The sequence below is a fragment of the Chryseobacterium sp. ON_d1 genome (genome assembly GCF_006829085.1).
Classification (GTDB): Bacteria; Bacteroidota; Bacteroidia; order Flavobacteriales; family Weeksellaceae; genus Chryseobacterium.
On the sequence record NZ_BJTC01000003.1, the window covers coordinates 36,621 to 59,867 of the forward strand.

General features: G+C 37.3%; 20 protein-coding genes. 15 read left to right on the forward strand and 5 right to left on the reverse strand.

All coding sequences use genetic code 11. The features are described 5' to 3' along the window. The 8 genes from CRS_RS05715 (at window position 1) to CRS_RS05750 (ending at window position 7,262) form a co-directional block, all read left to right on the forward strand. Complete coding sequence (locus CRS_RS05715) at window positions 1-2,832, forward strand: OmpA family protein (RefSeq protein WP_142723115.1); 2,832 nt, start codon at window positions 1-3, stop codon at window positions 2,830-2,832. A gap of 5 nt (window positions 2,833-2,837) precedes the next feature. Next, on the forward strand, window positions 2,838-3,437 hold the full coding sequence (locus CRS_RS05720) for a hypothetical protein (protein WP_142723116.1): 600 nt from the start codon (window positions 2,838-2,840) through the stop codon (window positions 3,435-3,437). Between the two features lie 13 nt (window positions 3,438-3,450). Next, complete coding sequence (locus CRS_RS05725) at window positions 3,451-4,101, forward strand: hypothetical protein (protein ID WP_142723117.1); 651 nt, start codon at window positions 3,451-3,453, stop codon at window positions 4,099-4,101. Beyond that, window positions 4,101-4,661 (forward strand): LemA family protein, encoded by a 561-nt coding sequence (locus tag CRS_RS05730; RefSeq protein ID WP_142723118.1) that lies wholly within the window; start codon window positions 4,101-4,103, stop codon window positions 4,659-4,661. Before CRS_RS05725 ends, CRS_RS05730 begins: the two co-directional genes overlap by 1 nt. Beyond that, window positions 4,642-5,010 (forward strand): hypothetical protein, encoded by a 369-nt coding sequence (locus tag CRS_RS05735; protein ID WP_142723119.1) that lies wholly within the window; start codon window positions 4,642-4,644, stop codon window positions 5,008-5,010. The genes CRS_RS05730 and CRS_RS05735 overlap by 20 nt, the downstream gene beginning before the upstream one ends. 4 nt (window positions 5,011-5,014) lie before the next feature. Beyond that, window positions 5,015-5,788 (forward strand): hypothetical protein, encoded by a 774-nt coding sequence (locus CRS_RS05740; protein ID WP_142723120.1) that lies wholly within the window; start codon window positions 5,015-5,017, stop codon window positions 5,786-5,788. 18 nt (window positions 5,789-5,806) lie between these two features. Continuing rightward, window positions 5,807-6,457, forward strand: coding sequence for a hypothetical protein (locus CRS_RS05745; RefSeq protein ID WP_142723121.1), 651 nt, complete (start codon window positions 5,807-5,809; stop codon window positions 6,455-6,457). A gap of 91 nt (window positions 6,458-6,548) precedes the next feature. Beyond that, a complete protein-coding gene (locus CRS_RS05750; RefSeq protein WP_142723122.1) occupies window positions 6,549-7,262 on the forward strand; it encodes a hypothetical protein in 714 nt (237 codons plus the stop codon). Between the two features lie 179 nt (window positions 7,263-7,441). Here CRS_RS05750 and CRS_RS05755 read toward each other — a convergent pair whose 3' ends face one another. The 3 genes from CRS_RS05755 to CRS_RS05765 form a co-directional block, all read right to left on the reverse strand. Next, the gene (locus CRS_RS05755; RefSeq protein WP_142723123.1) at window positions 7,442-9,229 is read right to left on the reverse strand and encodes an endonuclease; all 1,788 of its coding nucleotides are present in this window, start codon (window positions 9,227-9,229) and stop codon (window positions 7,442-7,444) included. A 389-nt stretch (window positions 9,230-9,618) separates the two neighbouring features. Next, window positions 9,619-10,146 carry a DUF4136 domain-containing protein gene (locus CRS_RS05760; RefSeq protein WP_142723124.1) on the reverse strand — a complete coding sequence of 176 codons (528 nt, stop codon included), beginning with the start codon at window positions 10,144-10,146 and terminating at the stop codon, window positions 9,619-9,621. A gap of 1 nt (window position 10,147) precedes the next feature. After that, on the reverse strand, window positions 10,148-10,330 hold the full coding sequence (locus CRS_RS05765) for a DUF5522 domain-containing protein (RefSeq protein ID WP_047434227.1): 183 nt from the start codon (window positions 10,328-10,330) through the stop codon (window positions 10,148-10,150). 40 nt (window positions 10,331-10,370) lie between these two features. Here CRS_RS05765 and CRS_RS05770 point away from each other — a divergent pair, with 40 nt between their 5' ends. The 7 genes from CRS_RS05770 (at window position 10,371) to CRS_RS05800 (ending at window position 18,606) form a co-directional block, all read left to right on the forward strand. Then, window positions 10,371-10,697, forward strand: a complete 327-nt coding sequence (locus CRS_RS05770; protein WP_142723125.1) for a hypothetical protein — start codon at window positions 10,371-10,373, stop codon at window positions 10,695-10,697. Between the two features lie 324 nt (window positions 10,698-11,021). Next, window positions 11,022-11,930 carry a 1-aminocyclopropane-1-carboxylate deaminase/D-cysteine desulfhydrase gene (locus tag CRS_RS05775; RefSeq protein WP_142723126.1) on the forward strand — a complete coding sequence of 303 codons (909 nt, stop codon included), beginning with the start codon at window positions 11,022-11,024 and terminating at the stop codon, window positions 11,928-11,930. A 66-nt stretch (window positions 11,931-11,996) separates the two neighbouring features. Further along, window positions 11,997-13,055 carry a glucosaminidase domain-containing protein gene (locus tag CRS_RS05780; RefSeq protein WP_142723127.1) on the forward strand — a complete coding sequence of 353 codons (1,059 nt, stop codon included), beginning with the start codon at window positions 11,997-11,999 and terminating at the stop codon, window positions 13,053-13,055. A 70-nt stretch (window positions 13,056-13,125) separates the two neighbouring features. Beyond that, window positions 13,126-14,415, forward strand: a complete 1,290-nt coding sequence (gene hemL, locus CRS_RS05785) for a glutamate-1-semialdehyde 2,1-aminomutase (RefSeq protein WP_142723128.1) — start codon at window positions 13,126-13,128, stop codon at window positions 14,413-14,415. Window positions 14,416-14,919: 504 nt separating this feature from the next. Then, on the forward strand, window positions 14,920-16,254 hold the full coding sequence (locus tag CRS_RS05790; RefSeq protein ID WP_142723129.1) for an amidohydrolase: 1,335 nt from the start codon (window positions 14,920-14,922) through the stop codon (window positions 16,252-16,254). 187 nt (window positions 16,255-16,441) lie between these two features. Further along, window positions 16,442-17,287, forward strand: a complete 846-nt coding sequence (locus tag CRS_RS05795; RefSeq protein WP_142723130.1) for an AraC family transcriptional regulator — start codon at window positions 16,442-16,444, stop codon at window positions 17,285-17,287. A gap of 80 nt (window positions 17,288-17,367) precedes the next feature. After that, a complete protein-coding gene (locus CRS_RS05800; protein ID WP_142723131.1) occupies window positions 17,368-18,606 on the forward strand; it encodes an amidohydrolase in 1,239 nt (412 codons plus the stop codon). A 379-nt stretch (window positions 18,607-18,985) separates the two neighbouring features. Here the strand turns inward: CRS_RS05800 and CRS_RS05805 are convergent, their stop codons facing one another. Together CRS_RS05805 and CRS_RS05810 are read right to left on the reverse strand one after the other, a co-directional pair. Further along, window positions 18,986-20,395, reverse strand: a complete 1,410-nt coding sequence (locus CRS_RS05805) for a hypothetical protein (RefSeq protein ID WP_142723132.1) — start codon at window positions 20,393-20,395, stop codon at window positions 18,986-18,988. Window positions 20,396-20,440: 45 nt separating this feature from the next. Next, entirely contained in the window at window positions 20,441-23,230 is a 2,790-nt protein-coding gene (locus CRS_RS05810) for an outer membrane beta-barrel protein (protein ID WP_142723133.1), read from the reverse strand. Between the last annotated feature and the right edge of the window lie 17 nt (window positions 23,231-23,247).

A 23,247-nucleotide genomic window follows, 5' to 3' on the forward strand; every position in this document is an offset into this window, starting at 1 on the left:
ATGGCAAAAGGCATAAAAAAAATAAAGGTTACAAGTGGATTGTATTATCCCAAAATGTCTGTATTAGGACAAAGGATTACCATAAAACCGGACCAGTGGGTGTACTTTGGCGTTGAAGAGTGGCTGCCGGGCACTACAGATGCAGATAAAAAGAAACCTCTGACCTGGATGAGACAGGACAGCAACAGGCAAAATATTGTCAATCAGGTAACCTCTGCTACCGGGTATAAGTTTTTAATAGACAAACAGTATTGCGGAAGCTATCACTTTTATATTGAAGCCAGCCTTTCAGGCGTCAGAGATAAAAAAAATAATACAGGAATATTTGTAAGAGGCTGGTGTGAGCCTAAAATTGTGAGCAGCAAATGGTCTACACAGAAAAACAGCAAAAGCATTAAAAACAATAAAAAAGTTGATTATATTTCCTATGGACATATTGTTCATCTGAACCTCATGACGGAAGGCCTGAATGGAAATACAGTCATTATTGAATTGTGGAATCAGCAGTATGCCAAAAAAGATAAGCTGGTACATGTATACAACAATGTAAAGGTCATAGATGGTGAGGTAAATCTGAAAATAGAAAATACCTTTGCCTGGATGGCATATGTGGACAACATCCAGAATGTAGAGGAATTCTATGTTAAAGTAAAGGATGTTGCATCCAAGCAGTACATTAAAGATAAACTCGGTGATGATCTTCATGCCATCTATCTGAATGTAAAAAATAAAGTTGCCACTACCAATACCAACGGAGCCCAGAACCAGACACCGACTAAAGTTTATAAGCCGGATGTCAACTCTGTAAGACTCGAACCCTGTAAATTTGAAGTGATCAAGATTACTGAAAATGAAACAAAGGACGGCAAAGCCAGCAACACAACCGTTAAAGTCTTTGATAACGGGAATGGGGTCAAACTGATAAAATCCGCCGCTTTACAGGAACATATTCAGAGAACCATCTATTATAAGTTTGACTCTACAGTTATTGATAAAGACGGGGAAGCCGTCCTGAATAATGTGCTCAAATTTCTTCTTGAACACAAAGATTCCACAATGAATCTCAGTGGCTATGCCTGCGTTATAGGAAAAGAAAATTATAACAAAGGGCTTTCGCAAAGAAGAGCTGATGTTGTCAAAAAATTCTTTGCAGACGGAGGGTTAGATCCAAGAAGAATTATCTCAGTAGGAAAAGGGGAAGTAGATCCTACCGATGATAAAATGGGAAGAGATAATATCAAATACAAAAACGAGAAAGACTACGAAAATAACCGTAGAGTAGATATTTCATTTATATTCAATGCCCATGATGCACAGACTATCAATTATGAAGTAACCGCACCAAGTGTTTCTACAAAGAAAAATCTGACTATTGACGTTACTGGCTTTGAAACAAAGGAATGTTTCAGAGACAGTAAAGGAAAGCACAAAAAACAGATACAGATTGTAGATGTAGGGCAGGCAATAGATAAAGGAGACACGGTAAAGACATTTACTACGCCATCATTTAATTATGGAGTATACTCAGATTTATCACAATTTGATGCTTTTCCTATACAATATATCTGGCCGATGTGGGCCACTCCCAACCAGTTCCATCTTCACGCACATACCTGCAGGTATTTTAGCAATGAAAAGAGAACAACCGTATTAATCAAAGCCTACCCGGACATTAAATGGACACTCACTTTCTTCGTTAATCTTACCAATGAACTGAGTGTGAAATGGCAGAATCAGCCAGCGGCAAAACATAAAGACCTACAGGCTAAAGCCGGTAAAATAGGTGCTGAAAGAAGATGGAAACAAAAGGATGCTTCCTTCGGATTCAGTCTGAAAAGTGAATGGGAAAAGAACAGAAGCGGTAGTTTTCAGAAAAGTAAAGAAGTTAAAGGAGAATACGAGACAAAATTCAAAAAGCTTTATGATCTTTTCGGCTCAATGGGAGCAATGTCTGACGGTATTACGAACAAAACTAAAGGACAGGTTAGAAATATAGGTTTTAAAGGTCTTCCGGTAACTTTTGCCATTAAACCACCTAATATCAATCTTAAAGGTGAATGGTGTTTAGAAAGAGCCAAACAGAAAAATACAGAAATTGAAAGATTAGGAACAAAGGTTGATATATCTTTTAATGCAGAACCCCTGATAGGATTAGAAGTTACAATAGACCTCCTTTGTACAGCTGTAGGACTGGTGGCAGGAGCTGTGAGTGGTGGAACCGCAGCACCAGGTGCTGTAAGGTTGTATGGAGTGATCAAAGACCGGATGAATACAGGAGTAGAGTTTGGAAATGATGATTTCGGAGCTAAAATGAGTTCAGATGTTTACATTGATCTTGTTATTTCAAGTGAAATCAAAACATCAATTGGTTTTTCATTCAACACTGTAAGCGAAAAAAATGATAAGCAAGGAAAAATAGAAGCCAAAAATACCCTTAAAATTGAATTAAAAGCAGGGGTTTGGGCAAAAGCAGAAGCCAATCTTGTCATTGTGAAAGTAGAAGGATATTTTGAAATGAGCGGAAAGGGATCAGCTTCCATTACATTCGGACATGGTGTGAAATTTGATGATAAAGGATTAAATTACCGCCCGGAATTAGGATTTGATGGACTCAACGCTGAATATGTGATTAAAGGAAAAGTAGGAATGTCTGCAAAAAAGAAAATACCTAGAGGTGGCAATAAAAAACCGGCAGAACTTAAAGGAAGTTCAGAAGACGAAGGTATTATCGCAGAAGGTAAATTTAACGAAATTGTACCTAAATTTGATGTCATCAAAAGTCTTGAAGAACTTTTCGGATTCAGTGCCGATATTCCGTTAATAAGAAATTAGATCATATGAAAAAGATAGTTTTAATAATTTTGTGTTTTATCATGTTTGTATCATGCCAGTCACAACAAAAGACAGATCTGGAAAAAGTAGATTTTTCCAAAGGATATAAAGAAGTTCTGAAAGATACTAAATATCAGACAGAAGCGAGGGAAATTGTAACTACATTGCCTGTAGCTTATACCAAAGATGTTTCCGGATATAAATTCGGAAATATATCGTTTCCGGAACACAAAGAAAATAATGTAAAAAGCTCCACCGTAGGATTACTCATTAATAATACTACAGAAAGGCTTACCAAAGGAGTGAAAATAGAACTGGAAGATACTGCCGCTGGTAACGATCTTCTAGCCTATCTCAAATCACAATACAAAAATCCTAAAGTTCTTGCAGGAGTTCCGGCAAAGAACAGTGAAGGTAAAATATTGGGAAATGCAGCCTATGCCTGGGATCTAAAAGGTAAAACAATGGTGTTGGTACAATATTATGAATACACCAATAATAAACCCAATACTTCCTCTGTTCTCTATATTGTAGACAGTCAGGTGAAGACGGCAGACGGGCAGGAAACAGCAGCAGCACACCTTCTGAAAACGTATACTTCATAGCAGTTTCTTATTGATGGATAATTATGATTATTATGCAGAAAAAGTAATTACGTATTTACCGTTAGTTATACTTTCTGTCATTGCAGTTCTTTTACTACTTCCTAATTCTAGAAAAAGATTTTTAAGAATTCAGGCATCATTACCTACATCCAAAATAAAATCTGTGGCCATGGGGCTGGTAGAAATTCAGGGAAAACTTATTATGAAAGAACCTTTGATTTCACCCGTCGCAAGAGAAGAATGCATAGGATATTATTATACAATTGAAGATGTAACCAGAGATAAAGAAGGGAAAAATTCTTATACAACAATTCATAGAGAAACCCAGTGCAATCTCTTTCTGATGCAGGATGATTCAGGAACCATTGAAATACATCCCGAAGGCATAGAATTGATATTAATCGAAGAAACCAATGTAAGTTATAACGGACAGAAAAGATATAAGGAAACATTGCTTAAATCCGGCCAGGAAATGCTTCTTGTGGGAGCTGCCGACTCAAGAAACGGAGAAGCTTTCATCAGAAAAGATACAGGGCATAAGCTTTTAGGAATTACCACTGTTGCAGGAATTTCAGTCTGGAATAAATACCAGCCCCTGTTGAGGTCATTTATTGTCACCTGTATCGTTATACTTATCGTAATGATTTTAATCTTATCACAATAATGAATCAAATTGTAGCAATTGTTATCGCCGTATTTCTTATCGTGGCCATCGTGGCTTTTTTCATCAGTTTGTACAACAAGCTTGTCATGCTGAAATTCAATGTGGAAAAAGCGTATGGGAATATAGATGTTATTCTGAAGCAAAGAGCAGACGAAATTCCTAACCTTGTCAACGTTGCCAAACAGTTTATGGCACATGAAAAAGATTTGCTTACCAAACTGACAGAACTTAGAACTTCCTATAACAACACCAATGATTCCGACAGAAAAACAGAGCTTGCCAATGAGACATCAAAAGCACTTTCATCATTTTTTGCTGTTTCAGAAAACTATCCCAGCCTGCTGTCAAACAATAACTTCCTGGAACTACAGAAAAGAGTTTCCGGACTGGAAGATAAAATAGCAGACAGAAGAGAATTTTTCAATGACAGTGTAAACCTTTATAATATAGGAATTCATGAATTTCCCAATGTTATATTGGCAAAAATGCTGGGCTATAAAGACAAAACCCTATTAGACGTTTCAAATCAGGAAAAACATTATGGAGGAGTTCAGTTTTAATACATTTTTCGGATATGAAAATATACTGATGGAAAAACCCGAAATTGTTTTGTTCGGGGCGATGCTTCTTCCTATAGGTCTGATTATGGTGGTCAGTATGATAGGCTGGGTTTTCAGAAAACTGAAATTCAATATGTATATTATTCGGGCAATACTGTATACCTTGCTTTTCACCTTCTTTTTTGGAACGGTTACCATGCTCATCCTTTTTTTCATAACAGATAAGAACGGAGTGAAACTTGCGTGGTGCTGGAGTGCTATTCTCCTGGGAATGTTCTGCTTTAGCATCATCAATACCAATACCATCAGTAAAATGTTTACAGACTGGTCTAAAATCATTAAAAACTAAAATTATGATACAGCAACCCTATTATATGATCGACTTCAGTGCATCAGCCTGTTTGTTCGAAATAAGGATTAATGATTATCCTGTGATTCATATGAATGTTGAGGGACAGGTTGCCACCAATATTCCAATTAATTTTGCCATATTAAAAAGTGGTGTTCAGACGATATCAGCAACCATTTTACCTAATATAGGCGATGTACAGCTGCATCCTAAATCAGAACTGAAATTTAATGTCAAACTTTTTGATGTGGCTAATGATTTTGTTTTTGACAAACAGTTCGGAGACTATCATTCAGAGGCTATTGAAGACAAAAAGAAACAGGTTATCAAACATGTTGGCTCCTTTAAAGCAGAAGTTCCTTATCAGCTTTCGGCATGGCAGAACGGGAGAAACCTGCAGGACATTAAAGACGGCAGAAAAAAACTGGAGCAGGCTTATGATCATATATCAAGATTAATAAGGGAAAATAAATTTGAAGATTATAAGAAATCAATTTCCAGAAGGGAAGAAAATATGGCTGCTTCTATGTATCTGTCAAAAGCAGAATCGGAAGAACGCTTTACTGATCTTGTAAAAGATTTCAAGTCCGGATTTAAAATACAGCCTGTTTCTAAAGATGCCGTTATGTTTGTATGTGCAGAAAATAAAGTCGCTTTTTTAAAAAAGGCAAACGGAGAATCTGCTTTATATCTGGAAAACCCGGAAACAGAAGAAGAACTGATGCTTGATATTTCATTTTATATTCCGGAAGGAAAGGAAGAATTTGAAATAATCTAATTACATTTATAGTATTCTATGAAAAAGCGGAACGTTTTCTTGCTGATTTTTGCAGTATTAATCAATATCTGTTGTGGAAATAAATCATTTGATCTTTCATCAGTTACATTAGGCGATGATGCGAAGAAGTATGACTTTGAAAACAAAGATTTATTTATGAAAGATGCCGCAAAAGCAGATATCATTCAATATTATGCTGATGAAAATAAAGGAGTAACCTACGGAAATATACCCTTAGACAATACGATGGGTACAAGAATTACGGTCTACAAAGGAAAAGTAGGAGCTGTAGATACCAATGCTGCAGAAAAATATTCTCTGGAATTTTTAGAAAAAATAGTGAAAAAACATGGAAATCCTACAGCTTCTATCACTGATAAAGCAATCGTAGATGCCAAACTTGTAAAGCCAATTTTTGAAAAGCTTAAAAAACTTTCTCCCGAAAAAGTGTCATGGGATCAAAATCAAAAAAATGCCTTTACTTATCCAACTTCTTTCTTCTGGGATGATGGTAAAAATTATTCCATACTCAGTATCTCCATTGAAGATGACGGAAAAATAAGAAATAAATACATCTCTGTTACTAAAGAGGCTTATCGTAATAATGCGGTATTTGGGTTAAAATTTCCTGCCCCTCCGGCTTCTCCATGGTATAAGTATATGAATTAAAACAGTCAGTAAGAATATAAAACAGTTTCCAGATACTTGAATCCTGTTTTTTCTGTTTTATTATTGATAACCGAACACTAACACTAACATTATGAAAAAACTGAAATATGTATTAATACCAGTAATCTGCCTGAGTCTTGCATCATGCGGCCGGCAGAAAAATAAAGAAAGTGAGTCTTTGGTTGAAACAGCGGGAAGTACCCAGACTGAACCATTCAATCTTGCCAAGCTGAAAGCAGGACAAAATATTAATGAAATTTTAAAATCTGCCGGAGCAACAGAAAAAGAAGCTGTACGTACCAATGAAGTTACCCTGATCGGAAATGAAAAACTGGCTTTTTCATCAAAAGAATTATTACACTTTAATGGGATAGATCTGGAAGGAAAGAATCATAAAAATACGAATAAAGTCATTTTACATTTCGGAAAAGTAGATCAGGAAATAGGTCCGCTTGCCAATGAGAAAGAAGACGAATTAGGAATGTATCAGCTTGATATCTATACTGAACAGGAAAAGACAGCACTCTTTGCCAACTTAAACAAAACACTTCAGAAACCCACTTTTGATACTATTCATGAAGGTTTTGAATCAGAGGTGAAAGATGATGTGATCATCCAGACTCATAATAAGCTCATCCAGGAAGTGGCGATCTGGAGAAATAAAGATATGCTTTACTACTACTGTGAAACCAAAATAGATAACAGACCTGATGAGTACCGCTGTAACCTCTTTGTGTTCAAAAACAAAGAATGGAAAGACCTTCTGAAAGGATCCGGATATCCATATCTTGATAAAATTCATTGAATTAATTTAAAACAAAAAATAACACATCCATTTAGTCAAATCAGCCTCCTGATTCCACTTCGCCTTCTAAAATAAAACATTAAAAAAACTTCTGTTCAATCAGGAAAATCTGTGGGAGTTTAAAATAGAAATGCCGGTCTAAAGAAGACCGGCATTATTTATAGAAATTAATATTTGAATTATTTTACGAGAAACTGCATTGTAACCTGATCCAGTTTCAGAATATAAATTCCCTGGCCGAGATTTCTGGTTTTAATAGAATTTCCATTTTTGAAAGGCTGATCGATCGTCTGAAGAACTTTCCCCTGAAGATTATAAATTTCAGCTTTCTTTACTTTCTGAAGATCTCCTTTTACAAAAATTTCCTGATTGGTAATTGGATTTGGAGAGATTTTAAAACTGCCGGAAGTCTTTTCTGTAGCCGTATTTTGAACCATCCTTGCACTTGATCCGGAATAGCATGTCCATGAAAGGTCATCAATAGCCACTCTGTTACTTGTTGAATTGTTAACCAGACTCACTGTCACGTTTCCGGAAATGTTGATATTGCTGATGGTTGTAGTGGCAACGGAAGCACTGTAAGGAATAGTTCCCACGGTTGTTCCGTTTACTTTTACATCAAAAGTGCCGTTAGTTCCTGTAAATTTAAGCTGTGTAGTGACTGTTAAAGAGCCAATACCATTGGCAGAACTGCCGGAAGTTAAAGAGCCGTTTCTTACTGTAATAGCTTTATTATTAAGAGTCTGATCCGTTCTTGCATCTGTTGCTGTCCAGGAGATACCTCCATTGCTCCATGACCTGGTCGAATAAGTGGCACTTGCTGCAGGAATTGTCTCAAAGCTTTCATTGGCACAGCTGGTCGGAGTAGTGCTTCCTGCATTGGTTGTACCAGAAACCGTTGAACTGTTTGATGATGAATTTCCAGCCGCATCTTTTGCTACAACATAAAAACTGTAAGTTGTAGAAGGTGCAAGCCCTGAAATTGTTGTTGAAGTGGAGTTTACTGTGGTTTGCAGGTTTCCGTTCATATACACATTATAGGCAGTTACCCCTACGTTATCTGTAGAAGCACTCCATGCCAGAGAAATGCTGGTGGAAGTCTTTCCTGAAATATTTACACCTGTTACTGTAGTGGGCGCCTGTGTGTCACCTGAAGGCTGTTGGGATCCCCAGATAAGATTTACATAATTAGGATTATCAATAAATGGATTTCTGTTTCCCTGGTAAGTATAAGAAGCGTTGTTTCTTTTGATCTCAGCCTGTGAAACAGGATCCTGATTGTGCCACGCTAAGAGAACATTAAGTTCCCAGGTCTGCAGTCCGGGGAATGCAGAACTGCCCAGCATGTCTCCTGACGAAAAACCGGAAAGCTTGCTTTGATAACGGGTTACAAAATAGAAAATCATACGGGCGACATCGCCTTTAAACTCATCAATCGGCTCAAAAACCGTCCCTGAATATCCCGACGAAGCGGATGTTCCAAGCTTTGATCCGTTCATTGAGGTAAAAGAAGCACTCCCAACTTTTCCATAAGGATAATTGCTTCTCATGCCATTTACTTTTCCATCTGTAGCTCTGATGAAATGAATGTCCGCAACCATTGGGGATGCCTGGTTAAAAAGACTTTGAGGAATTACATGCTCTCTGTTGTAACAGTTACCTTCTGTAGAATAAGTACCGCATTGGTCAGTTCCCGGAGTATATTTATAAGGATCAGTTCCTGAAGGCTTTTCAGAATAAATATCAAGAATGGACCCATCGTTTTCGTAGTCCTTGTCAATATCAGTGGTTTTATAGGCTGTCCATAAACCGTTATAGCCTTTGTCCTGGTGTCCGTTAGTGATAATACTGCTTAATGCAGTTTTTAAGGCAGCACCACTCAGTCCGTTGGCAGAATTGTAGTATCCGGCAGGGGCCTGAGCCTGTGCAAGTCCCGCAAATACAGAAAATAAGATGATTTTTTTCATATCAATATAAGTTTCAGCAAGAATACCACATTTTTGTGAATAAAAAATTACAGAATCGTTAATTTTAAATGTATTGCATGTAATGTCGTGAGAGTTCCTGGATCCGGAATTTTGAGATCGGAGACTCGGATTTTAGAGTTAGATTGTATATTTCAATATCTTACAAATTCAACAGACCCGGACTTTAGCCTGATTTATAATAAAGCTTGTTTCACTGGCCTTAGCCAAAATTTAATATTTCCACTCATAAAAAATCAAAAAACATCCGTTTAAATCAGCATGATCTATGATGAAAGGATCATCAAATGCATTATTTAAATAAGTATAATTTTATAAGACATAAAAAAACCGGCACAAAATGTACCGGCAGATATAATGGATGACTTATTTTATTTTCTTTGCGGCGGATAATTTTTCATAATCTCAGCCATGATTTCAGGAATCTGTCTCTGTTTTGCTTTTGGAGAATCTACAGAAATTCCGCTTCCGATACCCTGCCAAACCAATTTGTTGGTTTTTGCATCAATTAAATCGACAATCAGTGCCCCTTCGTTATAGTTTGTTGTCCACGTTCTGTTCATGCCAACACCCCATCCGAATGGTCCGCCCCATCCCCACATTCCGTAAGGTGAAGAAGAATTGATATCAGTAATCTTTTTATGATTTGCCTTTACGTTGATAATAAGATCAGGGTTTTCTCCGGACTGGAGCCCTCTGCTCTGAAGCTGTCTCGATAGCTCATTCAGCACTCTGTCTTTATCAATATCATTCAGTTTTAGATCATCAATTCTTATCTTATAGGTTTTGTAAGAATTGAAATTGGCTGTTTCAGCATAGTCTGAGCGTACCTGAAAAGGGCTACAAGAAGTCAAGCCTAAAGTAGCAGATGCCAACAAAATAAAAATATATTTTTTCATTTTATTTATTTTTTTTATCACTTTTAATGAATGTATCAGTCTTTTTATCGTACCCGTAAGGACAGTGTCTGCAGCCGCTTTTACAGCAATAACCTCTTTTCAGATGGAATTTTTCTGTAAAAACCTTGTACCCCTGTTCATTATAGTAGAAGTCTTCACCCTCTTTGATGTCATAATGGGCCATAAGTTAAATGCTAGTCAAAAAACTTTTTATATTTGTTACTATGATAATTGTATGCCAAAAGCCTTTAAAAAGATTAAAAATTAATGGCATTGCTCTCTTTCCCTTTATCTTTATTAGGAAACCCGAAGATAAGGAAAATAATGTATTGATCAATCACGAAAAAATCCATTTGCGGCAACAATTGGAAATGCTCATCATTTTCTTTTACATCTTTTATGTTATCGAATACTATTATTGGTTCTTCAAACTCAAAGATGGTTACCTGGCTTACAGAAGAATCTCTTTTGAAAGAGAAGCTTACGCGAATGAAAACAACCTGAATTATCTCAGAAAAAGAAAATTCTGGAACTTCAGGAAATACCTTTGAAATTATAAATTATAAATGATGAGTTGTGTGTTTTCGGGATTCAAGGTTTGGATCAAGGTTTGGGAATCTGGGCTGGGATTTCGGTTAACGATCACAATATTCAATAGGAGCTGGCTTTAGCCCGTTTATCAAAACAATCTAAATTCATCCGGCTTTAGCCAAAACTTAAATTAAATAATCCTTATCTTATTATACAAAATTCGTACATATTTAACACGATCATCTGTGTCAATCTGCGTTATCTGTAGGAAAAAAAGAAAACTCACACAACAATAAATCTTTTCCTACTTTTGTAAAGAATAAACCTTGAGTTGTAAAACTGAAATGCTATTAAAACTTCCCATAGAGCCTGTTCCCATTCAGGAGATTCCCATTGAGAAAAATATCAAACTTTTTATTAAAAGGGAAGATCAGATTCATCCGCTGATTTCAGGTAACAAATACTGGAAGCTGTTTTACAATGTTAATAACTATCTCGAAAAAAATCACGGAAACCCTTATATTATTACTTTTGGAGGAGCTTTTTCCAATCATATCGCTGCGGTTTCAGCAGTAGGAAGCCTGGCAGGTATTCCAACATTGGGGATTATCAGGGGAGAAGAACTGCAGCATAAATGGCGTGATAATCCAACCTTGCTTTTTGCAAAAAGAAATGGGATGAACCTGAAATTTGTCACCCGTGAAGAATACCGTCACAAAGAAAAACTGACAGAATTCCTTCAGCAGGAGTTCCCTGAAGCTTTGATAGTTCCTGAAGGAGGAACCAATAAAGAGGCTGTAGAAGGAGTGAAAATGATGCTCAACGAACAAACAAAAGATTTTGACTATCTTTGCACCGCAGTCGGAACCGGAGGAACCATTGCAGGAATTTCAAAATTTTGTGAAGATAATCAGAAAGTTATAGGATTTAAAGCCGTTGAGGATGCTTCACTGGAGAATAAAATTTTTGAATTAACTTTAAAGCATAATTTTGATCTAATAGATTCATGTTTTGGAGGTTATGGTAAAATAAATGACGGAAACGTCCGTTTTATCAATGATTTCAAAGAAAGGTATGGTATTCCTTTGGAACCGGTTTATACAGGAAAGATGATGGAGAAGATTTTTGATTTGATCGAAGAAGGGTATTTTCCTGAAAACAGTAAAATCTTGTGCTTTCACACTGGCGGATTGCAGGGAATTGAGGGTGCTAATTTACTGTTGGAAAAACAGAATAGAAATTTAATTATATAAGTAAAATTGAAAAACGTGAAACACTTAGTGTTCCATCTTTCATTTTAAAACAATAAAAAATATAAGATGAAAAGACTTTTCCTATCCATAAGCCTTTTAGTTTTATCAAAATTTTCAGCCCAGACTTGGGCAACCGAAGATCAGTATATTCAGAAGTTTGCTAAATATGCCGTAGAAGAAATGGAAAAATATAAGATTCCGGCTTCTATTACCCTTGCCCAGGGATTACTGGAAACAGGGGGCGGGCAGAGCAGGCTGGCACTGGAAGGTAAAAATCACTTCGGTATAAAATGTAAAGAAGACTGGACCGGTAAAACGATGAAACATACCGATGATGCCCCCAACGAATGCTTCCGTGTGTATGAAGATCCAAGACAGTCTTATGAGGACCATTCCATATTTTTATCCACCAGAAAATATTATGCTAATCTTTTCAAACTGGATATGAAAGATTACAGAGCATGGGCTTACGGTTTGAAAAAAGCAGGTTATGCTACCAATCCCCGCTATGCTTCCATTCTTATCACAAAAATTGAAAAGTATAAATTATACGAATACGACAATACCAATTCCAATGAAGTATTGTACGCTGTGTTGAAAATGTATCCTGATCTTAAGGATGACAGAACATTCATGGCTCAGCTGGAGCCCTCAAAAGCAACCAGAAAAGTTAAAGATCCGGTTACTGTAGAAGTTCCTTATAAACAGACTTCTTATGCACAACAGCAGAAAAGAGTGGAAAGAATCAAAACAAAAGCGGAAATTCTGAATTCCATTCTGATCAAAAGCCACCCGAATGACGGACTTAAATATATTGTTATTCCTGAAGACACCGATGTGAAATTCATTGCCAATAAATTCAAAGTCAGCGAAAGCAGACTGATGAAGTGGAATGAACTGGAAAGTGAAACTTTAAAGAAAAATGACATTGTTTTCCTTGAATCCAAAAATTCTACGGGAAATACCGCTACCTATAAAGCAGAATCCGGAGAAGATATGCATGATATCGCTCAAAAATTCGGAATCAAATTAAATAAACTGTATGCTAAAAACAGGATGGATGAAGGACAACAGCCTTCTCCCGGACAACTGATTTATTTAATAGACAAAAAACCACGAAACTAATTTAATTTTGTTGAGAGTGTATCGTTGACAGTTATATGTTAACAATTACTGTCATCAACAGCTAGTATATATGAAATATCAGAGAAGTTCGGCTTTATTTGACGAAGCCTACAAATACATTCCGGGAGGGGTAAACTCTCCGGTAAGAGCATTCAAATCCGTAGGAGGAGTGCCAGTTTTCATGAAATCAGCAAAGGGAGCTTACCTTACTGATGCAGATGACAATACATATATTGATTATATCAACTCATGGGGGCCGGCTATTTTAGGACATACCCATCCTGAAGTACTGGAAGAACTGAAGATACAGGCAGAGAAAGGATTTTCTTTTGGTGCGCCTACCGAACTGGAAACAGAAATTGCAAAATTCATCATTGAAAATGTCCCGAATATCGATCAGATCAGAATGGTTTCTTCAGGAACAGAAGCATGTATGAGTGCCATCAGACTGGCAAGAGGATATACGGGAAGGGATAAGATTGTAAAATTTGAAGGCTGTTATCACGGACATTCAGACTCATTCCTGATCAAAGCAGGAAGTGGAGCCGCTACATTTGGAAATCCGAATTCTCCTGGAGTAACAGCAGGAACCGCTAAAGATACATTACTGGCCCGTTATAATGATTTTGAACAGGTTGAGGATTTATTCCGTCACAATCAGGGAGAAATTGCAGCGGTAATTATAGAACCAGTTGCAGGAAATATGGGCTGCGTATTGCCAGAAAATGATTTCTTACAAAAGTTGAGAAAGATCTGTGATGAAAACGGAGCTTTATTAATCTTTGACGAAGTAATGACCGGTTTCAGATTAGCATTCGGAGGAGCTCAGGAGCTTTTCAATGTAAAAGCAGACCTGGTAACGTATGGAAAGGTAATCGGTGGGGGACTTCCGGTAGGTGCTTTTGCAGGAAGAAACGAAATTATGGATCACCTGGCACCCAAAGGTGGTGTTTACCAGGCTGGGACATTAAGTGGAAACCCTTTGGCCATGAGAGCCGGATTAAAAACGCTGCAGCTCATTAAAAATGATCCTGAATTTTTCAACAGATTAGAAAAGACAACCGAAACACTGGATTTCGAGATCGGAAAAATTCTGAATGAAAAAGGGATTGCTCACAGAATCAACAGAAAAGGTTCTATGATGTCTGTTTTCTTTCATATTAAAAGTGTTTCCAACTTTGATGAGGCTCAGGAAGCCAATCATTCATTGTTCAATAACTTCTTTCACCAAATGCTTCAGAATGGAGTATATCTTCCGCCAAGCGGCTATGAAACATACTTCATCAGTGATGCCATCAAGGATAAAGAAATTGATATGACCCTTGAAGCTGTAAGAAAATTTGAATATTCCAATAAGTAAATATACATGAAACCGGATTTTACATCCGGTTTTTTTATGCAGAATGATTTGAATTGGAAAGTCTGCAGTATAATCTGGATTCCTACGGAATGACAAGGGTGCTGGTAATATTTCCGTTTATCATAAGTAATAGTATTACATCTAAAAAATACACATATAGTTTGTCACTCCATAGGAGCCTCTGCAACGTAAATAACATAACCTGGATTCCTACGGAATGACAAGGGTGCTGGTAATATTTCCGTTTATCATAAGTAATAGTATTACATCTAAAAAATACCCACATAGTTTGTCACTCCGCAGGAGTCTCAGCAGCGTAAAGCAGTATAACCTGGATTCCTACGGAATGACAAGCGTTGCGGGATACACTTTGTTGTAGTGCAGAAAGATAAACTTAACATTTAGCAAGTAATCATCACAAAGCATAAATCATACAGATTTTGTAATAAACCATACACTTTGTTAAGAGTTCTTCTTTTTAATTTTGTCATAAACAGATTGGAAATGAAGACCTCGGACCATACGATCTCCCGTAAAGATTTTATTCGGAATTCAGCATTGGCTGCAGCGGGATTGACTTTAATGCCTAATATCATGGCTGCATCACCTTTTTTTGATGAAAATAGTATTTCAGCAAAAGGAAAAATGAGCCTTAAAAATGTCCGTCTGGAAACAGGTTTTGAGTACCAGGATGAGGAAGTGGTTTCTACCAGGACAGATCTGTTTTATATAGAAGTTGACAACGGAAAAATTACAAAGATTTCGCCCAATCAGCCAGGTGCTAAAGCAGTAGATGCAAAAGGATTGTTAATGCTTCCTGCATTCAGGGATATGCATATTCATCTTGATAAAACTTTTTATGGAGAGCGGTGGCAGGCTGTTAGAAAAAGGAATGGTGGAGTGAAAGGAATGATCGAACTGGAGCAGAAAATGCTTCCGGAGATGCTTAAAAATTCCACTTTCAAGGCTGAAAAACTAATTGAATTGTTGCAGTCGAAAGGAACTTCCTTCGCAAGAAGCCATGTAAATATTGAGCCTACTTCCAAACTTCAGTCATTAAAAAATCTGCAGAAGGCTTTAGACAATAAAAAGAAAAGTTTTGGAGCAGAGCTGGTAGCATTTCCACAGCATGGTGTTTTCTATACAGATTCAGCGCCTTATCTGACAGAAGCAGCAAAAATGGATATCGATTTTATTGGTGGGGTAGATCCGTTCAACATTGATGGAGATATTGAAAAAGTCGTGGATTTTACCGTTCAGCTTGCTACAGATCATAAAAAAGGAATTGATATTCACCTGCATGAAACCGGAGATTCCGGATTGAAAACGGTAGAATATCTGATTAAAAAAGTAAATGAAAATCCTTCTCTGAAAGGGAAAACCTATTTAAGCCATTGTTTTGTTCTTGGGAAATTAGAAACCGTAAAACAGGAAGAAATTGCTGAAAAATTAGCCGATGCCCAAATCGGAATTGTCTCTACAATTCCCTTCGGAAGACTGATCATGCCAATACCAACACTTTACAAACATAATGTCACTGTTCTTACAGGGAATGACAGCATTGTGGATCACTGGAATACTTTCGGAACAGGAAGTGTCCTTCAGAAAGCCAACTTAATGGCCCAATTGTATGGATATTCAACAGAATTCTTATTATCAAGAAGTTTAAAGCTGGCAACAGGAAATATCCTTCCGCTGGATGATAAAGGAAACCAACAGTGGCCTAAAGCCGGAGATAAAGCAGATTTTGTACTGATCAATGCCAGCTGTTCAGCAGAAGCGGTATCAAGAATTTCAGAGGTGGAATCATTGGTATATGATGGAAATGTTGTCTTTTAATTCAAATAAGAATTGATTAAATAAAGATATAAATATAATCTAGTTGTGTTTTTTTTGACCACAAAAGGTATAGAAGTGAATGCGGACTGAAACTAATGTAAGAGTGAAGGTAATGCTTTTATCCTTTTGTGGTTATTTTTAGTTTTCTCTCACAATTTTTAGTAATTTTAGGAGAAAATCAGGCAGAGTGGGTTACCATACAGATCATTTTCCGGTTTTAGGAATTCAGGAATTCAGCGAGAATCAGCTGAAGGGCTGTAATCTGTTATTTAATGAACTTTATGGGGCGCGTTCTATTGATGAACCCCACAAGCATGACTTTTTTATTATTAACCTTTTTGAGCACGGAGTAGGCTCACATACCATAGATTTTGCGGAATATCAAATTGAAAATTACCAGATCCATCTTGTTTTTCCTGACCAGGTGCATCAGTGGGTGATTGAAAAAGAAACCATAGGATATCAGTTAATGATCAGCAGAGATTGGTTTGAAAGCTTTCTGCCATCGTTACGGTTTTCAGCATCTTATTATCAGAATCACCCGGTAATCAATCTTTCCAAAGAAGTTTTTACTACATTTTTGTATGAGTTTCAGGAAATCCAGAAAGAGTTGGGCGGGGAGAAAATTTTTTGGGAACTCATTCAAAAAAGAAGCGAAATTATCGGTTTGCTGGTCAGTAAATCTGTGGAAGGAGCCTTTAAAGATTTTGAAGTTTATCATTCCAATCCTATTATTTCAAAGTTTCTGCATCTTATTGACAAACATTTCAAAACAGAAAGATCCGTTTCCTTTTATGCAGACAAGCTGAATATTTCTGCCAACTATCTGAATATTGTCTGTAAAAAAAGCCTTAATGTTTCGGCCTCATCTCTTATCCAGGACCGTATTTTACTGGAAGCAAAAAGACTTTTAAAAGTTTCCGAAATGTCAGTAAAAGACATTGTATATGATCTGGGATTTTATGATCACGCCAGTTTTTCTAAATTCTTTAAAGCTCAGACGGGAATGACTCCCTCCCAGTTTAAGGAATAATCTGTACAAAACAAGACATAATTGATACACCGGTTTTACCCTCAGACCGGGTTAATTTTGTATTGTTAAAATTTTAAATCATGCAATTTCCCTATCAATTAACTGCGAAAGGAAAATATACCCTGAAAAATGTCCGCCTGGAAACAGGTTTTGAATATGAAAATGAAGAGGTAATTGGAACAAAAACCGATCTTTTCAGTATTGAAATTGAGGCTGGAAAAATAAAAACGGTAAAAGCCAATGATCCGCGTTCTGAAGGGATCGATGTTAAAGGATATCTGATGCTTCCTGCTTTCAGGGATATGCACATCCATTTGGATAAAACATTATATGGGCTTCCATGGCAGGCTCTTTCTCCAAAAAGAAAAACGGTAAAAGATATGATTGCCTATGAGCAGGAAATTATTCCCGAACTGTTGAAAACTTCGGTAAGCAGGGCAGAACAGCTGATCAGCCTCTTGCAGCATTACGGGACTCATTTTGTGAGAACTCATTTCAATATTGATCCTACTTCAGGATTAAAATCCCTTGAACATCTTGAGCAGGCTCTTGAAAATAAAAAAGATTCCTTCAAAGCTGAACTGGTTGCCTTCCCGCAGCATGGTGTTTATTATACTGAATCTGCGCCTTTGATGAAAGAAGCAGCACAACTTAAGAGTATAGAATTTATTGGAGGACTGGATCCATTAAGTATTGACGGCAGCATTGAAAAAGTGATGGATTTTACTGTTCAGCTGGCTTTGGATTACCATAAAGGAATTGATATCCATTTGCACGAAACAGAAGAGTCCGGAATGAAAACGATCAATTACCTTATTGATAAAGCGATAGAAAATCCTGAGCTTCAAGGGAAAACATTTATAAGTCATGCATTTGCTTTAGCTCATCTTTCGCCTAAAGAAACGGAGCAGATAGCAGAAAGACTGGCTGAAGGAAAGGTAGGAATTGCTTCTTCTGTACCTTTTAAAGGAAAAGTAATGCCCATTCCAATCTTGAAAAAATATGGGGTCAATGTACTGATCGGAAATGACAATGTACAGGATTACTGGAGTACGTTTGGATCCGGAAGTATGCTGCAGAAAGCGAATCTGATTGCTGAACTGTATGGTTATGCTACAGAATATGCCTTGTCAAGAACTTTACAGTTTGCTGTTCAAAATATTATTCCTCTAGATGAAAAAGGAAATCAGCAGTGGCCAAAAGCGGGGGATGAAGCGGCCATTATACTGACAGATGCTTCATGTTCTGCAGAGGCTGTTTCCAGAATGTCTGAAATAAAGGCTCTCATGAATGATGGGAATCTGTTTTGGAGAAATTAACTGAAGTATATATATTTTTTATACACTTGTTTTTTGTGAATGCCGCCGGGAGTCTTTCTGGTGGCGTTTTTTTAATTATGAGTTATGAGTTTCGGGATCCGGGTTTTGGGGTTCTTCTTTATCAATAGGAACGGGCTTTAGCCCGTTTATTAAATAGAAGAATACGTCCGGCTTTAGCCAAAACCTAGCAATAAAACCCCATGATCAATTTAAAAAATTACTGTTCATATTCCCTTTTTCTGTTTTTACAATATGAACATCTCTTAATATTGATTTCAGGAGATCGTCAACATGTTGGATAATTATCATAAAAAAGTCCTCGGAAATTTTCCGAAGACTTTCTTATTTGAAATTAAATCTAGGTACTTATATCTACATGTTATAAGTTGAAGTTAGTCCATCCTGCATACCATGTATCGCTGGCATCCTTCACAGCACCTCTGTAAGTTACCTGTGTAAACCAGTTTGCCAATTTAGGGTTGGTAAATGATCCTCCCGTTAATAATGGAGACCCGGCAGTAGGAGTAAAGTTTGGAGTAGTTCCTGCAGGAGCCCAGGCTCCGGCAAGTTTTACATCAGCTGTAGAAGCAAGAATTGTGTTTCCTTTAGCATTAAACCATGTTGTAAGATCTGCTAATGTATACGTTGTTGGGGTAGATGTAGATGGTCCGAATTTTAAAGGAGTTGTATTTCCTGCCAATACGTTGTTTTCGAAGAATAATTTGTTACCTACAATATTGTTATCTGTTGGAGCACCTTTTGTAGCATCAATGAATAATCCAACAGGGAATCCTGTAAATACAGAGTTGAATACAGAGATCGAAGAGTTTCTTCTGATCTGTAATGCATTCTGGAATAAAGCGTTGATTGATCCGGAAGTTGTAGAGTTGATTGGCCCTATAATCGTCATGTTAGAGAATGTAGCCGAAGTCTGAGGCGTTAATGTAGAACCGTTGGCATCATTATCAGATTCAAAAGCATTAGAACCTGAAACGTCTGCTACCTGGGGGTCTCTTACTCCAATACCAAACTGGATGTTTCCTGAGAAACCATTATCTGTATCGAAATCATCATCAAGACCTTTGTAAGAAATAAGGTGAGAACAGTTTACCGTTCCTCCAAACCACTCAAAACTGTCATCATTGGCATAAGCAACTTCTACATAGTCTACTGTAGTTCCGTTACCTACACCACCGAATGTAAGACCGTTGATCTCTTTGTCCGGTAAGAATGCATATCCTGCGTACTCGATTCTTACATATTTTAATACGCCACTGTTGTCAGCAGCATTGTTTCCACCGTAAAGTCCAAGACCTTCAGAGTTGTTGATTCCTCCTTCAATTTCTCCAACTCCGTTTGCACCACCGAAAGAAGCATTGGTAGGAGCATTTCCTAAAATAACTACTCCAGCCCAGTCTCCTCTTTTCGGACTAGGTTTTTCAGAAGTAAAGATAATAGGGTTGGCAGCAGTACCTTCTGCCATGATTTTACTTCCTCTTGTAATGATCAAAGCTCCGTTTTTATCTGCTTCACCTACAATCTTTGTACCTGGTTCGATTGTTAAAGTAGCTCCGTTAGTTACATATACTAGTCCTCTCAGCTTATAGATTTTATTGGCTTTAAGCGTAGTATTGGAAGTGATTTTTCCTGAAAGAATAAGGTTTTCAGTGTCTCCGTTTCCGTTACCTCCATTTTGAATAATGGTAGGTCCATCTTCTTCTATATTTCTACAAGCGGTAGTGGATACTAGAGCGCCAAGCATTAAAGAATATAAAACGAACTTTTTCATGTTATAAAGAATTAAATTATTTTTATTAGATATTTGTTGAGTGTATTAAAAATTGTATCCCAGTGTTAAACTGATATTGGTTCCTGTAAGCCTTTCAATAGCAAGAGCATCTTTACTGTCATACTTACCGTTGTCGTTCAGGTCATGGTAGAATTTGGCACGACGGTTCAGGATATCTGAAACATTCAGCTTGATCTCTCCTTTGTTGCTCCACAGTTTTTTAGCAAGCTGGAAATCAAGAAGAGGTCTTGGTGCTTCCCAGATTGGCGGAACCTGATCGTTTCCTACATAAAGGATTCTTCTTCCGATCATGTTGAATAATACAGTAGAAGACCATCCTGATTTCTCAGTATCGTACTGAAGGCTTACGTTTACCGTATATGGAGACTGTCCCTGCATTGGTCTGTCAATCTTAGTGGTCTCATCTGTTACCCTGTTCCAGATTCTGGCAACATTTCCACCTACTGTAAAGTTTCTAAGCGCAGAAACGAAATCAAGTTTTTTTCTGAATTCCGCTTCAACTCCGTAAGCGTCAGCTTTATCTACGTTCAGGTAATTGAAAGTGTTACTTGTTCCTACCCCGGATTGGTTGAAATATAATTCGATAGGTTTTTTGAAATTTTTATAGAAACCTGCCACAGAGAAGATCTCTCCGTTTCTTGGGTAGTATTCCCAGCGAAGGTCAACATTGGTTATTTTGGTTCTTTCAATAGATTTGTTACCTATTACTGTAGCTCCTAAATCAAAATCATAATAGGCTAAAGGAGAAACCTCTCTGAACTCCGGTCTTACAACGGTTTGTGAACCTGCAAGACGGATATTCATTTTAGGATTTACCTTGAATGTTAAGTTAACAGCAGGCAAAAAGTCGGTAACTTTTGTATTTACAAAACGGTCGTCACTTCTTTTTGTACTCCCTACCAACTGGTCAAAGTTTTCAACTCTTAATCCCCAAACTGCTCTTAACCATGGTGTGAAATTGTTGTCAAACTGTAAATACCCTGCGTTAAGGATTGTATTGGCAATATATCTGTACTGATTTCCAGCAATCTCATCAAACGTGAATCCACCGTTAGTTCCGAAATTACCCGGATTAAAGATGGTTTCGAAAGGCTGGGAAAGTAATCCCTGGTTGAAGTTTTCAAGTCTTACAGAGAACGGTCGTGAGTTATATATTCTGTCTTTTACCTGAAATAAATACCCTCCTTTGATCGTTTGTTTCTGTCCAAACATTGTAAATGACTTGGAAACATCACCTCCTGCATTATAGAGATAGTCGCTCAGAGTAGAGTAGAATACACTTCCTGATTTTTGGGAAAGACCATTAGAAATCAATGCTAAATAGGGGCTTCCCGGCATGTTGGTATATTGATTATACTGTAAACGCTGCAGCAAAGGAATATATTGATCAAGGATCCCGAAGCTTCCGTACCAGTTTATGGCCAATCCTCCAAGAGCATCAATTTTGTGGTTACCGCTAAGGGTTGAGTTGTAAAAAGTAGTTTCTTTAAAACCGATCTCCCTTGCCATGATGTTTGTTCCGTTGATCGGATCAAATTCAAAGTCCTTTCCTGTTCTGAAGGACATGTGGTTTACCGTATTGTTGGTAATGATATTCTTCAGGGAGATTTTATTGTTGTTGTTCAGCTTTAAAGCAAGGTTCAACATTCCTCCTAAAATAATATCATTGCTGTATTTTTCTGTAAAATAATCGAAATTGGTATCAGCAAGCTGGTCGTTGATGGTAAAGAAACGGTTGGTAGATTCGGTTCTTCTTTTATTGTTGCTGTAGTTTAAAACCGCGATTACCCCTAAATCTTTTCCGAAAACTTTTGTGTTGAAACCTCCGTCAAGCTGTAAGCTCAAATTTTCCGGGTAACCAATGCTGTTATATCCTAAGTTCTTTGTATATCCTTTACCGATCTCCGTTTTTTGTGCCTCAGTAAGAATGCTGAACGCATTTTTTGCAGGCATATTAGCCGGAAGTTTTCTGTAACCGTCATCAATTCCCAGGAAGTCCCATTTTCCGCCTTTCTGCATATGGAATTCCTGTCCCATAGTAGCTGTGTTTCCTCCTACACCTACCTGTACATTGAAGAAGTTTTTATTAGGAATATCTTTCGTATTAACCTGAATCAGAGCACCTCCCCATTCTCCTGTATATTCTGGAATGAAAGTTTTGTTGATGACAAGTGTTTCGATAACATTGGCTGGGAAAAGGTCAAAAGAGAAAGTCTTTCTGTCCGGTTCTGTACTGGATAGCTGAATGCCATTCAGCATCGCCTGATTATAACGGTCAGACAAACCTCTTACTACAATATATTTTCCTTCAAATAAACTCACCCCTGAAACTCTTTTCAGAACTTCACCGGTGTTTCTGTCCGGACTTCTTTTGATCGCTTCAACACCGATAACCTGAGAAACTACACCGGCATTTTTTTGTAAACCGATGGTAGAGGCTATAGTCTCCTTTCTTGCGTTTGATTTTATGACAACTCCCTCGATTTCCTTTTCTTTGGTAGATGGCTTTTCCAGAACGATATCAAGGTGAGTGTTGCCTTCATTTTTGATAACGACCTCACTGATCTCTTTTCCGTTGTACCCATTGGAGCTTACCGTTACAATGTAATTGGTACCAGGGGAAAGGTTGATAGAGTAGTATCCGGAAATGTCAGTTGTTACTTCCTGCCCATTTACTTTTACTTTTACCCCTTGTATAGGGGTGTTGTCTTTCTCGTCCAATACCCTACCTTCCAAAATCTGACTTTGTGCAAAAGCATAGCCAGCAGAAAACAAGGCAAGTAGCATTATGCTCTTGTGGAGTTGTTTTTTCATTTTACTTCTTTTACTTC